The organism is Xanthocytophaga flava (genome assembly GCF_030068545.1).
In the GTDB taxonomy this organism is placed as follows: domain Bacteria; phylum Bacteroidota; class Bacteroidia; order Cytophagales; family 172606-1; genus Xanthocytophaga; species Xanthocytophaga flava.
Genome location: NZ_JASJOR010000031.1, coordinates 1 through 14,329 on the forward strand (window position 1 = coordinate 1; position 14,329 = coordinate 14,329).

Here is a 14,329-nt window from a genome sequence, read left to right on the forward strand (position 1 = left end):
TTTGTATGGTTGAAGTATACTCTGGAAAATATCTCTTGTACCAACCATAAAAATCTAACCGATCTATTTCCACAAAACTATAAACGAATTATCCTCACTAACAATATGTAGTTCGTCGGGCGCATACGATAATTGAGACTATAAGGTAGCAATTGTTTATATTTAGCATTCCCTAAGTCAAAATAATACCATGAACTGATAGGAATTACTATTTTTCGAGAAGAGGTATTTTTAAAATATAACTTTACTAAAACAGTTTCTTTTTCTTCTTTTACGGAAACAGAGTATTGTAAAGGTAGAGCTTGAATCTGACTATAGAAAATCATAAAAAAGAATAAGAAATATTTCATATCAGTAACAAGAATCAAATAAAAATTTATTAATTTTTTATGAATCGATAACTATAAATAGTTGGATAAGATACTATTCATAGTTATCAATCTATCCTACTACTTATGTTATTCGAGTATCATACTATCTTTGCTTCATCTCTTTCCTGCTGACTTAGCGGATCAGATACTACTATCCACATGATCTTTCTGTTGCGATCTCAAATGAAAAGTCTGTCATATTAATCGCTACAGCAATTTTGCATTTGTATGGAAAGCAAACAATACTTTTTAGCTTTGTTTTCATCAAACCAAAAGGTTTGTCTATTTATGAGTCAGACACCAGTTAAAAAACAATATGGCAAACAGAGCATATCTATATAGTGCAAACAAAGAATTGACCCAACTACGAGATCTATCGGAATGGAGAAGTGAAATTCCGTTGTTTTATAAAATAATTTTGGGCTGTAACACGCAATTGGCTGATTCAAAAATATGGGACTATGAGCACCCAATAGGGATAAAGGGTGATTTTGACAAAGGGCTAAGAAAATTCTACTATTTTTTAACTTACCTACAAACCCAGACAAATCTGAATACAGAAGCACTAGCAGGATTTAAGCAAGAAACAATGGCTTTCTTTGAAAAATATAAAGAAAAAGAACAGGAATTGTTTTTTTTGGAAGGTGGAGAAGTTTTTGATTTGATAGCAGATATTGAGCCAATTGAAAAACAGAATGAGTCACTTTATAAAGAAATTGTTTCCATTTCAGTTGACATAGATGAGATTCTGGATAAAAAACCCAGCAATTTATTTGATTTTAAAAATGCATCATGGTTAACTGAGTTACAAAAAGACTCAAGTGTGTTATCTGTGTACTGGACACATGTGACCTATTTTTCATTTAATAAATCTTAGCATCTTGTCTAACCTATCAGGGTTCTGAAGATACACTACAACATAGATCGGATGTTGTAGTGTATCTGTAGTTACCAGAAAGCACCTTGCTTTCACTCAAAAACAGGGTATTCTATCTCATCTGACAGGCAAGGAGAACTTATCTAACAACTAATTACATACTGTAATACTTGTCATTCTCAACTGGTCGTTTTGAAGCTTCCTCGTTTCCTGTTATCTGATTAAGGTTGTTTTCGATGGTTAGTGCAATGGTCGTCATTGGTGTATCGGTAGGTCGGTTCTCAAAAGGGTCCTGCAAGAGAATCGCTGTCTTTTCTATCATGATAAAAAGCAGTGGAATCAGCATGGTTAGAACCATTTCGGGTACATCACCCACTTCTTCCAACCCAAAGGGTAATGCAGTCAGGAAAACATAAATAATAAAGTGAATCAGTACACTATAGGATTTCGGAAAAACGGTGTTTTTAATCCGTTCGCACTTACCCATTGCATCCGTCAATCTGGCTAGGGTTGAGTCAAGTTGAACCTGCTTGTTAGCGTCTATTTTGTAGCGATTGCATACGTGCCTCAACTCTTCCGAATGCTTTTCCAACAGCAAGTTAGGGATGTTACTGCTTGGCAGTTTCACTTTATCCAAAAGGTTATGCTTGTCCAGATAAGCAGTTACCTGACTGGAAAAAGGTAGTCTTCGCAGTGACTCTCCTAATGCATAGACCCATATAATCTGTCGGTCTTTAAAACTGACTATGTGTTGATCTATCTGTGCCTGTGCTAAGTCATCATCAGGAAGAAACTGCCTGAACTGACGAATCAATGTACGGCTGTCATTTACAATGCTTCCCCAGATAATGCGTGCTTCCCACCAACGTTCATACGATTGCGATGTTCGAAAAGCAAGCAAGAGCGATATAAGTGTGCCAATGATTGCCGCTATTGAAATAGGAATCGATACTGCATGGAGATACTTGTAATGATGAACAATCAGCGAAAGACTGCTATAAGCAAAAATGACAAGTATATCATATTTGATTAAATTAATGAAATACCCAATGGAAATCGGCCGGTTTAATAACATAACTGATCGGAAAACATGACGGATCTGATTGTATAACTAATAAAACGGAAGATTAGACTTCCTGAGTCAGATCATAGATTTCCTGAATGGAAGCAAGCACTTTAGGTAAATCGAATTTCAGATCAATCAGTCGGCCGGTAGAGACATCAAAGACCCAGCCGTGAATTTGTGGGTATTGGTTCTTCAGATACGATTTTTGAACCACTGCCATTTTTAGCACATTGATGCATTGCTCTTCCACATTAATTTCAACAAGTCGATTGTAACGTTGATCAGGATCTTCAATGGCATTGAGTTCATCTTTGTGCAACCGATACACATCCCGAATATTACGAAGCCAGGCATTGAGCACACCCAAATCCTTGCTTTCCATAGCTGCTTTCACTCCACCACAGAAATAATGACCGCAGACAACAATGTGTTTCACCTTTAGGTATTCCACTGCATAAGCAACAACCGATTGCGAACTGTTGTCGTTGTTTGGAACCAGGTTGGCAATATTGCGATGAACAAACATTTGCCCAGGCTGAGTTCCGGTCAATTCCTCGGCAGTAACGCGGCTGTCGCTACAACCTATGTAAAGGATTTCGGGAGATTGTCCTTTTGAGAGGTGTTCAAAAAAATCGTTTTGACTGGCTTTTTTTTCTAAAACCCATTTGCGGTTGTTCTCAAAGATTTCATCGTACAAGGCCATAATAAGTTGTTTTATAGTGGTTAAATAAAAAATCCCAGTAAATCCTTTCAATTCAATCCTAAAAGATAGGTTGTGTTTCCATCCAAAGTAAGCAGATTGTGATGTTTTGCCACATGCTCTACTTGCTTCGTCAGTTTTTCAATCAACCATTTAGGTAAGTTTTTGGAATTGATCTGAAAACTAATTTACGATTAGCAGCAATGTACGCTGAATAGCTAATGAACGTTTACAACTTTCGCAACTTTTTTCATAAAGTCATGAAAAAGATCATTTTGTACACATTATTGTCCCCCCTTTTCCGTATATCAAGCTGTTTGTTTCAAAGTTAAAGCAATACCAAAACATACAGTAAATGACAGATAGGAATATTCTTCCAGAAGGACAAGAAAGAATTGGATGACAGGCAAGAGTTGAGAGGGAAGAAAACAGAGGTTCAATCCCCAAGTTGGTGATAACACCAACTTGCATGAGGGGAAACAACTCGTTGGTGATAACACCAACGATGGGCAGAAAAAATGCCTTTACAGCACCTAATACTAATTTTAGACAACCTCTAAAACCTCAAAAGTAAAAAATAGATGAGATACGATAAAAGTACAACAAATGGCTAATGGTAGATGATATTAGCCCCTGGTCACAGTCAGAGACTTTCTTATTCGTGATCGGGTTTGAATACTGAGTACAAGTATCGTGAGAAAAAATCCGATGATAGTTATTCCATTGATCATTCCTGCCGATAATCGCCACGAAATCCAGCCATTTATATCTGCCATAATTCGTACGATTAACGATACTTGCAGGAATATAGCCCAAATATATAATACAGGTGAATAGAGTTTTACTATCCATCCCAGAACGGAGGGAAGTATAATTGGTGCATGGGCAAAAATCATATTGAAAACAAAACCAACAAAAAAAGTATGCAATAGTGCATCATAGTAAAAAGGAATATCAGTTGCCAGACCGGTTAGAATACCGCTGATCACCAGCCATATGTATCCTGTACCGAGTAGTATGCCACTATAGCGGTGAATCCCGGATTTGCGTATAGCAATAGTGACCATATCATATTTTAAAAGCCATAGACCTATACCTGCCATTCCAATTGCTAAAATGCTTTGTCCCCAGATATGAAACGGAGCCAGAATGCCTATAAACAGGATTGCCAGTGCAGCCCATAAAAGATTCTTCTGAAAGACTCTTACTGGTAAAAATTTGGTAAGTTCGAGTCGCTCAGAGGTGATCGTACAAAGCAGGAATCCTATCCAGTAGGGAACTGCCAACGGATAGAGCCATTTTAGGGACAGTAATAGATGGCCAGCAGCCAGCAACAATGATCCTGCAAGTTGCAAGGTAGCATGATCAGAAGGATACTTTTGTGCAAAATAAAAACAGACGCCGATAAGACTTGTAGCACCTACCAGCAAACATAGCATTGCAGATGAAGGGTATCCGGCTAGGAAAAACACAAGGCTTAATCCATTGACGAAAGGTAGTAAGAGGACTTTTTTCTGAGGCAAAACAGCCGTCTTCTCCAGTAATATCAATGTACCGAAAAAACTTCCCACCATGATTAATCCATGATGTCCGGCAGAATCACTTATAGGAATATACCATCCTAGCCGATACCATCCTCCAACAATTCCTGTTAGTAAAGATAACAAGGCCAATGGCAGTATAGCCAAAGCAGAATAAACGGCGAAAGATGTTTTCATAGTCAAGGCTCTTGTTGTTTATTTGCAGCTAGTTGGAAACGTGATGATCACAAATCTTTCTTAGCAAATACAGACACAGCTATTCCCAGTGGCATTACTACCCAAAGCAACATAATGCCTGTTGCCCCCAGGATACCTCCCTGATTACCCAACACTTGCTGATATACTGCCCCTGTATACCCCATCAGAGCTGAAACATCCATTTTTAACAGTATCAAAATACGCCCCAGATCAACTGGATTCAGGCAGGCAAGTGCAATGGTCGTTTTTTCAAGTGGATAATCCCGAAAAGCAAACAGAATAAAAAGCACCAACCCATCATACAACAAGGCAAAGTAAAACCATACCATCAGCGCCATACCGATACCTTTGGCTTTGTCGCGCGTAATGACTGCGGCCAGAAATGCCAGAGAGACAAAAACCAGACTTAGAATAACGCCAGCCAGCAGCAGCATAAAGCCTGTTGAGTTGGGACTGAAAAAAAGAATCGGCAAACCTACACCTACATAGAAGGCTAGTGAAAAAGCAATGGCTAGTCCGCCATATTCACTGAGTAGAATTTTGTTACGAGGAAGAGGTTGGGCTACCAGTAATTCGATAAACTCATAGGAATTGTAAAAATGAATAGTGGAGAAAACAACGCTCACCAGAGGAACTACAATAAGAATGATGTTTAACAAACTCAGAACAGCTTTCGATGGATTGTCCTCCAGCTGAAACAGACTCAGAGAAACGGCAAACAGAAACAATGTATAGGCAATGACAATTTTATTGCGCAAAATATCGTAGAGGACATATTTAATGATTTTACTATGCATAAAACCTGTGTTTTTGTAGTTAAAAAGGAGTGTCTGACCAAGCAATTGTAAGACGAGTCTTACATAATTACACGTTGCTGATGAATGCTTTGAGTGAATGGTTTTAGCTGTTGTCCGTCTCCAGTCTCCCGGCTCATCACCCTGGCCAGTATCCGGCTTAGTTTGTCTTCTCTGGTTTCGGCCTTCAATTCCTGTAGTGTCTTATAGAATTGCACCTTGCCATCCATCAGATACATTACGTCAGTGGTCAGTTCTTCCAAATCGCTGAAAATGTGTGAGGTTATGAGTATCAGTTTGCCTTTGCGCTTTTCGTGCTGAATTTTCTCTTTGAGAATCTCAGCGGCGAGCGGATCGAGTCCGGCAGTAGGTTCATCCAGAATCAGAACGGGAGGATTAAACAGAAATGCCAGACAGGCACTTACTTTTTGGCGTGTGCCACCTGATAACGTACGCATTTGCTTCTCAAATAAGCTCTCCAGTGCAAAGGCATGAATCAGTTCTTCATCGAGTTGGCTATACATCCCTTTGCGAATGTCTTTCATCATCTCTATCAGTTGCCGGATGGTCAGATAATCAGGATACCGCCCAATCTGAGGCATATAGCCAATCTGACTGCGGTATGTGTAATCTTTGGCAATGTCCTTATTTTGAAACAGAATCTGACCACTGTCAGGAATAACCATTCCCAGCAGGCATTTCAGAAAGGTGGTTTTGCCTGAGCCATTTGGTCCAATTAGCGAGATAGCACTGCCAGCTTGTAAGTCGATGCTTAGATTGTCCAGAGCTTTTAGTTTGCCAAAGGTCTTATTCAATGCGTGTGTCTGTATCATTTCTGTCTGCGGTTTTGGGATTGAACAGCAATTGGTAGTGGCTTCATCAGGGGTTGATTATCAATCAGGTTTTCGGGTGTCAGACTTGGAATTGCTTTTTCTGCTTTTTCAATGAGTGAAACCATAAAGCTGCGATATAGCATTATCGAATGCGGCATTTGTTCAACAATAAGAGCATACAGACTGACTGGATGATAGGGGACATCTCCCAGACGATCCCCATTGAGGTCATAGCCTTCGTATTTGTCCCAATAGTTTTGGTTAAATGTATTAAGCACCATCGTCCCGTTGGTGGCAATGTCAAAAGAGTTGCCCTGAAAATTGTTTTGTGTAAATGTGTTATCGTTGCAGCTAGCCTGAATCCGTGCAGCCCATCCATTGTTTTGAAACTGATTCTGCTGTACCTGACATCGGCTGATTCCTTCCATAAAAATCCCTACCGTGTTTTCAAAAAAAGTGTTGTGTTGAATGTGGCTATCAGAAATGTCTTTCAGGAGTAATCCGTAAGCAGCACTACCCCAGTTTTTCTCAAAATGATTTTGTTTCATGGTTACCCCTCTCGAATACATTACTGCAACCCCAGCACCATTGTTGCGAAAGCGGTTATTGAGATAGGTATCCTGGTGAGAAAACATAAAGTGTAGTCCATACCGGATGTTTTTTTCACTCAGGTTATTTTCGATTTTTGAGTCTGTCACAAACTCAAAATATATTCCATCCCGATGCCCCTGGGTTTGGTTGCTGTCTATATGAATGTGGTCGCTTTTCCAGGCATGGATACCATTACCAGAGTTTTGTTCACTCTTGTAATGACTGCTGATTACATTGCCAATTACCTCACAATAGCTAGCCCCTTGTAGATAAATCCCAAAAAAATTATTCTCTAGTCGGTTATAGCGAATAGTTACTTTTTTGCTTCCAACGATTTTGATCCCCGCCAGATCTTCCAGACTGCCTCTACCTGAATAGACAATACGTATACCCTGTACAGTAACCTGATCAGCACGAATAGTGAGAGGCTGGTATTTTTTTTCGCCATCCAGCGTTGGATAGCCAATACCAATCAGGGTGAGAGGTTTGTTTATAACTAAGTTTTTACCTTCTCGATATACTCCTTTATGAATCCAAATCGTATCGGCTGCTTGAGCCAATGCGACTACCTGATGAATGGATGTGAATTGCCCTTTAGGGAACACATTCCACTGGTGTGACCATACAGGCAGCGAAATCAGGAAAAAAAAGAAGAAGCGTAGCATGTAAATCGGGATGTTTGAGAAGACAATATGTTGTTCACAGATCTGTTTTTTCTCAGTAGATCTTCATTTTTTAAACTTTTTGCTTACTTGCAGCCAGTCTAGTACTTCACCAGGTAGATTCTGACTGGCTTTTTGAAGGGATTGCTCACTTTGAAATGCAGCCACCTGGCTGTTCATAGGACTATGAATCTCAGAGCCAGCGAGAAAGAAGGCACCTTCAACTGGAATCAAGGTTTTTGGATTGGCAAAATCAGCCACCAGTTGCAAGGCAATCTCTGCTGCTGGCAAATCGCCAGTTGCCTGGTAGTTGAGCATACAATTGACATCGTCAAACTTGTATACTTTTCCCTTTTTGGTTACAATTTCGGCTCCAAACTTGGTATCAGCCATTCCCATTTTGCAGAAATGACAATTGTCTTTCCCATACTGGATAGGCTCAGATTCAACTGTGCAGCCAGAGACAAACCATACGATACTAACCAGAGCTACAATTTTCCCGAACCCTTTCTGAGAGTGTTCTTTTTGAAAGAAAGCTTCATAGATATACACACCAGCTATTAGTATACCTGCAATTATGAAAACCCATCCCCCACTATCGGGAACTGACCATGCGCCAAAGTTCAGCAGATTTTTAAAACCAATCACAGGAGGCTGATACGACATGCCCGGTACCTGAATGGCCGCATTAGGGTCTAGATTATGCCCGTATTCGTATCCCCACCGGTAAAAATCTCCTAAAGCCACAATTGCTCCCAGCAGCAAAAGGATAAGATACCCCAATAGGAACGGACGTTTGCCTATAAGGGCAGTGAGTAGTCCGGTTGCTATGTAAAACGCAACAATATAGGGTAGAAAAGCAAACTCGGGAAACGACTCAGCATGTAGTGTTGCCATGCCAATATAGTGATTTAATCCATTGATGATATCTACATCTCCAGACAGCTTGGTAAGCCAGATTTGCATGGAAAGTCCTTCCGGATATTGCGGAGCAGACAAATCAATGCGCCATACCGGTACAAAATAGGTTACCACCAGCGACAGGGAAGCAACGGCTACCAAAATGCGACAAACTGTTGAAACAGGCTTCATAGTGTTGAGTAAATAAGTCTGAACCTTGATTGATTTTAAGCAGCTAACCGTTTTCAGCTGATCTTTCTTTTCTGGATTATGATCACTTTACTGAATCAAGGCTCAGACAATTCCGGATTTATTTTTTTGGTGGCAATAGCACTCCATCCATGATATGTACCATACCATTGGATGCTTTTACAGATGCCACTATGGTTGCAGAATTATTCACCATTATTTTACCCTCTTTTACCTGAATGGTAATATTGTCGCCATTCACCTGATTGAGAGTTTGTCCATCAGTGAGTTGGTCGGCATTGAGAGCTCCTACGTAGACATGGTATTGAAGAATATTCTGCAGATCAGCTTTGTTTTCCGGCTTGGTGAGTTCCTCAAGTGTTCCTGAGGGAAGTTTCTCAAAAGCCGCATTGGTAGGCGCAAAAACGGTAAACGGTCCTGCATTGGATAAAACATTGACCAGGTCAGCAGCCTGAACAGCTTTGACCAATGTACTGTGATCAGGCGAGCCAATGGCAACTTTGACAACATCTTTCTGTGATTCGTCATCTTTTACAGACGCCTGTCCACCTTGGTCAGCTTCTTGAGTCTCACTAACTTCAGTTACTTCACTAGTAGCAATCTGTTTTGAATCGCAGCCTGTCAAAGATCCGGCTAGTAGCAGGATACAGAGAAGAATAGAGAATGGTTTCATACTGTTTTCTGTTGCAATGTGTGGTTTCAGAAACCAGATACCGAATGTTGCATCTTAAGTCTACGGTATCTGGTATGGTGAGTGAGAGTGAGTTTATTTGGTACTGGCAGTAGGTTCTGCTGCTTTTTTACCAGTGCCAAAGCTGAGTTCTACTTTCGAGTTGGCAGGTGATACTCGCAGATATCCTTGCATTTCCTGGTGTAAAGCCGAACAGAAATCAGTACAATAGAATGGGAACATGCCTATGCGATCTGGCTTCCATTTCAAGGTACAGGTTTCCCCTGGCATAATCAGGATTTCGGCGTTATTGGCCCCTTTGATCGCAAATCCATGAGGCACATCCCAGTCCTGTTCCAGATTGGTAACATGGAAGTATACTTCATCACCCAGTTTTACCCCTTCTATGTTATCTGGAGTCAGGTGAGAACGGATGGCTGTCATATATACATGCACCTGATTGCCCTGACGGGTCACTTTGGTTTCTTTTTCGCCTTTGGCTACATAGGGGTGTTTATTGTCTTCTATTTTAAAGATTTTAACCGAATTTTTTACCAGTAACTCTGCCGGAATAGCTTCTGCATAGTGAGGTTCACCAGTAGTCGGAAAGTCAAGCAACAGCTTCATTTTCTCTCCTGATATATCGTATAGCTGTGCCGACTGTGTCAACTCTGGCCCTGTAGGCAGGTAACGATCTTTGGTAATCTTGTTGTAAGCAATTACATACTTGCCGTGTGGCTTAGCAGTTGGCCCACCGGGAATAGATAAGTGACCGATAGAGTAATAGGTTGGCACCCGATCTACTACTTCCAGTTTTTCGATATTCCATTTTACAATTTCAGAAGAAACAAAGAAGGAGGTATAGGCAAATCCTTTTCCGTCAAACTCAGTGTGTAACGGTCCTAGGCCAGGTTTCTGTACTTCTCCATGCAGCACCGATTCATAGTTGATCACAGGAATACCATCAAAGTCACCATCATAGGTTTTATTTGCAATGGCTTTCTGGATTTTAGTAAAGGAAAACACTGGAATAATAGCTGCCAGCTTACCACTCCCTACAATGTATTCACCGGTTGGGTCAGTATCACAGCCATGCGGTGATTTGGGACAAGGAATGAAGTAAAACAAGTCTTTCAATGCAGGATCACGATAATCTAATACCAAAACCTCGTTCTTGATGGTGGAAGTAGCTGTATGGGTTGTTTCGTCCAGATAGTTGTGAGCATATGTCACTTTCTCTTTTTTACCCAGACCAGCTTTGGCATACTCTTCTGCTTTCTTCCAGTTAATAGCCAGAATAAAGTCTTTGTCTTTTTGTGAAGCATTTACTTCCAGCAAGGTACTGGCTTGCTCAGAGTTGTAGCAAGAGAAGAAAAACCAGCCATGTGATTTGCCTTTTCCAGCGCGCGAAAGGTCAAAGTTTACACCAGGTAAACGCAGTTGAAACGCAATATCCATTTTACCTGGTTCATCGGCTTTTATAAAACTGATAGAACCCTGGAAATTTTTCTTGTAGGAATCAATTGGTACATCCGCATTGTCATCTACAGGTACACTGAATCGGGTTCCGGCTACTACATACTCAGAGTTTTCGGTAATAAATGGGGAAGAGTGATTACCGGCACTGTTAGGCACTTCAATGATTTCAGTAGTACGAAATGTTTTAAGATCTACGCGGCCAATACGGGGAGTATTGTTAGCATTACCAAAAGCCCATCGTCCATCCTGTTCGCCTTTGGTTTCAGACATGGCAATGTGATGGAGATCATCCCAAGGCACAAATCCATGAGAGGTATTGAGCATGGGTTTGGTTTCTTCACTATACCCGTATCCATTCTCAGGAAATACCGAAAAAACTGGAATAATACGGAACATCCGTCCGGAAGGCAGTCCGTATACACTCATCTGACCGTTGAATCCACCGGAAACAAAACTGTAAAACTCATCATATTTGCCAGGTGCCACATATACTTTCGCCGCGGCATCTCCCCCTACAGCCGAGGCTGTTGACCCACCTTTGTGACAACTATTTAGAAAGGGGATGCTGGCACTTGCTGAAACTAACCCCAAAACAACCAACCAAATTCTGTTCTTTTTCATACGTGTGTTGTAATTACGTGTGTTATATTAGTGAGAGGGTAACATTTGCTTATTTTTCCCCATCATTCTGGCGCATAAATTCCAAAAGATTACGGGCATCTGCTTGAGTTACATTTTGATTAGGCATGCGAACCAAACATTGCTCCAGCATCTTCTGTGCTTCCGGGTCTTTCTCCAGCATCATCTCTACATTGGTAATCATATTCATAATCCAGGCTGGTTGACGGCGTTTGGTCACATCTTTCCAACCAGGCCCTACCAGTTTTTCGTCCGTTAGTTTGTGGCAGGCACTACACTTGGTATCATAAATACTTTGTCCGGAGGTTATCATTCCCTGGTCTAAAGGATTGGTAAGTTTGATGTCTGCTTCACTTATCTGAGAGCCATGTACCTCTTTCGCTTCCCCATCTTTCATTGCTTTCTCCAGCGCCTCCTGACCTTCAGAAGATTCAGTACTATCTGATGCTCCAGACGAACATGCCCCAATACATAAGGCAACTAGTATCACAAATGCTATCTTTTTCATGATGTATGTTTGTAGAGAGTGGATGATTTACTAAGTATTAGTACTTGTTTTTGTTGAGTAATATTACTCTGCAATATTAGGGTGCTGGCTTAAGGAAAAAGATGATCATGGCTGAGTAAAAAGTTGACATTTGTCATTATTGAAGAATAAAATACTTTTTTATCTTTTATTTTGCAATTCTAGTTTACGCCTTCCATATTTGCAACAATGAAAGAGAAAAAGATTTTAAAGTATTTTATTATTCCTTAACTTTACGTTTATAATAACATGGAAACAATAGAGAAATCTCCTGAGTTACTGACCATTGGTGAAATCGTAGCCACTAACTATCGTACAGCTGACATATTTGATAAGTATGGAATCGACTTTTGTTGCGGAGGAAAGAGACTGCTTGCGGATGTATGTACGCAAAAAGGCATTCACTTTGAAAGTGTACTTCAGGAAGTTAATCAGCTTGGAGATAGTAACATGCCTATACCTATGCAGGCATATCAGCATTGGCCGTTGGATTTTCTGATTGAGTATATTGTGCAAACGCATCATCAATATCTACAAGAGGAACTGCCTCAACTTGCTGCCTATCTGCATAAACTGGTACAGGTACATGGCAGTCGTCATCCGGAGCTTGCCCAAGTGGAAAGTTTATTCGTATCCCTGAAAAATGAGTTGCTTTCTCATTTATGGAAGGAAGAGAACATTTTGTTTCCCTATATTAAGAAAATAGTAGCCTTGCAAAAGGAAAACGGTAAACTCAATTGTATGTTTGCGGCCAATCCGATTCTAGTGATGGAGGCAGAGCATGAGACAGCAGGTGATCTCTTGAAAGAGATACGTCAGACAACACAGAATTTCACATTGCCTGAAGATGCCTGTACTACTTACCGTGTCACCTTTGACAAATTAAAGGCACTCGAAAAAGATTTACACACACATGTGCATCTGGAAAACAATATTTTATTTCCAAAGAGTATGATGCTGGAAAATCAGTTACTAAATCAACCTCAGTCAAGAGACGAGTATGTTATCTAAAACATTTGGGTATGCGATAAGGGGCATTTTATATGTAGCCCTTAAAAACATGGAAGTGAAAACAGTCGGAATCAAAGAAATAGCTGAGGCATTGGAAGTGCCTCAGCCTTTCCTTGGGAAAATTATGCAGGATCTTGTACGGCGTGACATTCTCAGCTCAGTAAAAGGACCTAATGGAGGCTTTTATATCACTGAACAAACGCTGGCAATACCTGTCATAAAAGTGGTAGAGGCTGTGGATGGATTAGGAGCTTTTCAGAAATGTGTCTTAGGTCTGCATCAGTGTTCTGGCGTGCAACCGTGTCCATTACATGCACAAGTAAAACCCTACCGGGATGTTTTGTTTCAATCGCTGTCAGACCAGAAAATCGGTGATTTGAAAGAAGAGCTGGCTTCAGGAAAAGTATTTGTAAGAACCTAACATATTCCAGCGTGCTGGAATATACTAAATTAATATCCTATGAAAATAAATAAGCAACCCTATACCCAATCTGTGATAGAAGAGATAGCCAACTCAATTACTCACGGAATAGGTACCCTGTTAAGCATTGCCGGATTGGTCATTCTTATTGTAGCTGCATGTCTGAAAGGGGATGTGTGGCATGTGGTTAGCTTTGCAGTTTTCGGCTCCTGTCTGGTATTGTTATACTTAGCTTCTACACTTTACCACAGCTTTCAATCTGAGAAAGTCAAAAATATCTTTCGGGTTATGGACCATTCGGCAATCTATCTGCTGATTGCCGGTTCGTATACTCCATTTACCTTAACACTGTTACGAGGAGGCTGGGGATGGAGTTTATTTGGAATTGTCTGGGGGCTTGCCCTTGGTGGTATTGTCTTTAAACTTTTCTTTGTCAATAAGTTTAATGTGCTCTCTACTATCATATACCTGATGATGGGATGGATGATTGTAGTTGCGGCAAAACCACTGATAAACACGCTACCTGTCAACGGATTATACTTTTTACTGGCGGGAGGAGCATCCTATAGCCTGGGAACTATTTTCTATTTGTGGGAAAAACTACGGTTTCATCATGCCATCTGGCATTTGTTTGTATTACTAGGTAGTGTATGTCATTTTTTTGCTGTCTTATTGTATACATTGCCAGAATAAGCCAGGGTTAGTTATGGACTTGTCGTTAATAAGGAAACGTTTGTTAAACCACAAATACTTGGTCAGTTTTACGTTTAGTCTACTTCTTTCATCAAAAAACAGATAAATTTGTCAGTTAAAATGAAGGTTACATCTGGTATCGGTTAG

Annotated in this window: 14 protein-coding genes; 4 read left to right on the forward strand and 10 right to left on the reverse strand. The window is 40.4% G+C overall.

Annotated features, from left to right (window positions below; translation table 11 throughout):
- The first annotated feature begins 687 nt into the window (after positions 1 to 687).
- Complete coding sequence (locus QNI15_RS31000) at positions 688 to 1,248, forward strand: DUF7822 domain-containing protein (protein WP_314035563.1); 561 nt, start codon at positions 688 to 690, stop codon at positions 1,246 to 1,248.
- 154 nt (positions 1,249 to 1,402) lie between these two features.
- Here the strand turns inward: QNI15_RS31000 and QNI15_RS31005 are convergent, their stop codons facing one another.
- The 10 genes from QNI15_RS31005 to QNI15_RS31050 all read right to left on the reverse strand — a co-directional run bounded on the left by QNI15_RS31005 (position 1,403) and on the right by QNI15_RS31050 (position 12,039).
- Positions 1,403 to 2,323 carry a bestrophin family protein gene (locus QNI15_RS31005; RefSeq protein ID WP_314035565.1) on the reverse strand — a complete coding sequence of 307 codons (921 nt, stop codon included), beginning with the start codon at positions 2,321 to 2,323 and terminating at the stop codon, positions 1,403 to 1,405.
- Positions 2,324 to 2,375: 52 nt separating this feature from the next.
- Positions 2,376 to 3,017, reverse strand: coding sequence for a carbonic anhydrase (locus QNI15_RS31010; RefSeq protein WP_313994680.1), 642 nt, complete (start codon positions 3,015 to 3,017; stop codon positions 2,376 to 2,378).
- Between the two features lie 623 nt (positions 3,018 to 3,640).
- Positions 3,641 to 4,732 (reverse strand): hypothetical protein, encoded by a 1,092-nt coding sequence (locus QNI15_RS31015; protein WP_314035567.1) that lies wholly within the window; start codon positions 4,730 to 4,732, stop codon positions 3,641 to 3,643.
- A 47-nt stretch (positions 4,733 to 4,779) separates the two neighbouring features.
- Positions 4,780 to 5,550: an ABC transporter permease subunit gene (locus QNI15_RS31020; RefSeq protein WP_314035569.1), complete on the reverse strand. Its 771-nt coding sequence runs from the start codon at positions 5,548 to 5,550 to the stop codon at positions 4,780 to 4,782.
- A gap of 59 nt (positions 5,551 to 5,609) precedes the next feature.
- A complete protein-coding gene (locus QNI15_RS31025; protein WP_314035571.1) occupies positions 5,610 to 6,380 on the reverse strand; it encodes an ABC transporter ATP-binding protein in 771 nt (256 codons plus the stop codon).
- Positions 6,377 to 7,636, reverse strand: coding sequence for a nitrous oxide reductase family maturation protein NosD (locus tag QNI15_RS31030; protein ID WP_314035573.1), 1,260 nt, complete (start codon positions 7,634 to 7,636; stop codon positions 6,377 to 6,379). The genes QNI15_RS31025 and QNI15_RS31030 overlap by 4 nt, the downstream gene beginning before the upstream one ends.
- A 63-nt stretch (positions 7,637 to 7,699) precedes the next feature.
- The gene (locus tag QNI15_RS31035; protein WP_314035576.1) at positions 7,700 to 8,725 is read right to left on the reverse strand and encodes a nitrous oxide reductase accessory protein NosL; all 1,026 of its coding nucleotides are present in this window, start codon (positions 8,723 to 8,725) and stop codon (positions 7,700 to 7,702) included.
- Positions 8,726 to 8,843: 118 nt separating this feature from the next.
- The gene (locus tag QNI15_RS31040) at positions 8,844 to 9,416 is read right to left on the reverse strand and encodes a fasciclin domain-containing protein (protein WP_314035578.1); all 573 of its coding nucleotides are present in this window, start codon (positions 9,414 to 9,416) and stop codon (positions 8,844 to 8,846) included.
- A gap of 93 nt (positions 9,417 to 9,509) precedes the next feature.
- Positions 9,510 to 11,513 (reverse strand): Sec-dependent nitrous-oxide reductase, encoded by a 2,004-nt coding sequence (nosZ, locus tag QNI15_RS31045; RefSeq protein ID WP_314035580.1) that lies wholly within the window; start codon positions 11,511 to 11,513, stop codon positions 9,510 to 9,512.
- 49 nt (positions 11,514 to 11,562) lie between these two features.
- Positions 11,563 to 12,039, reverse strand: coding sequence for a c-type cytochrome (locus QNI15_RS31050; protein WP_314035582.1), 477 nt, complete (start codon positions 12,037 to 12,039; stop codon positions 11,563 to 11,565).
- Between the two features lie 267 nt (positions 12,040 to 12,306).
- Between QNI15_RS31050 and ric the strand changes: the two genes are divergently transcribed.
- The 3 genes from ric to trhA are packed head-to-tail and all read left to right on the forward strand — an operon-like array spanning position 12,307 to position 14,182.
- Positions 12,307 to 13,068 carry an iron-sulfur cluster repair di-iron protein gene (ric, locus tag QNI15_RS31055; RefSeq protein WP_313994702.1) on the forward strand — a complete coding sequence of 254 codons (762 nt, stop codon included), beginning with the start codon at positions 12,307 to 12,309 and terminating at the stop codon, positions 13,066 to 13,068.
- A gap of 49 nt (positions 13,069 to 13,117) precedes the next feature.
- Positions 13,118 to 13,489, forward strand: coding sequence for an RrF2 family transcriptional regulator (locus tag QNI15_RS31060; RefSeq protein WP_314035584.1), 372 nt, complete (start codon positions 13,118 to 13,120; stop codon positions 13,487 to 13,489).
- Positions 13,490 to 13,528: 39 nt separating this feature from the next.
- Positions 13,529 to 14,182: a PAQR family membrane homeostasis protein TrhA gene (gene trhA / locus QNI15_RS31065; RefSeq protein WP_313994708.1), complete on the forward strand. Its 654-nt coding sequence runs from the start codon at positions 13,529 to 13,531 to the stop codon at positions 14,180 to 14,182.
- The last annotated feature ends 147 nt before the right edge of the window (positions 14,183 to 14,329 follow it).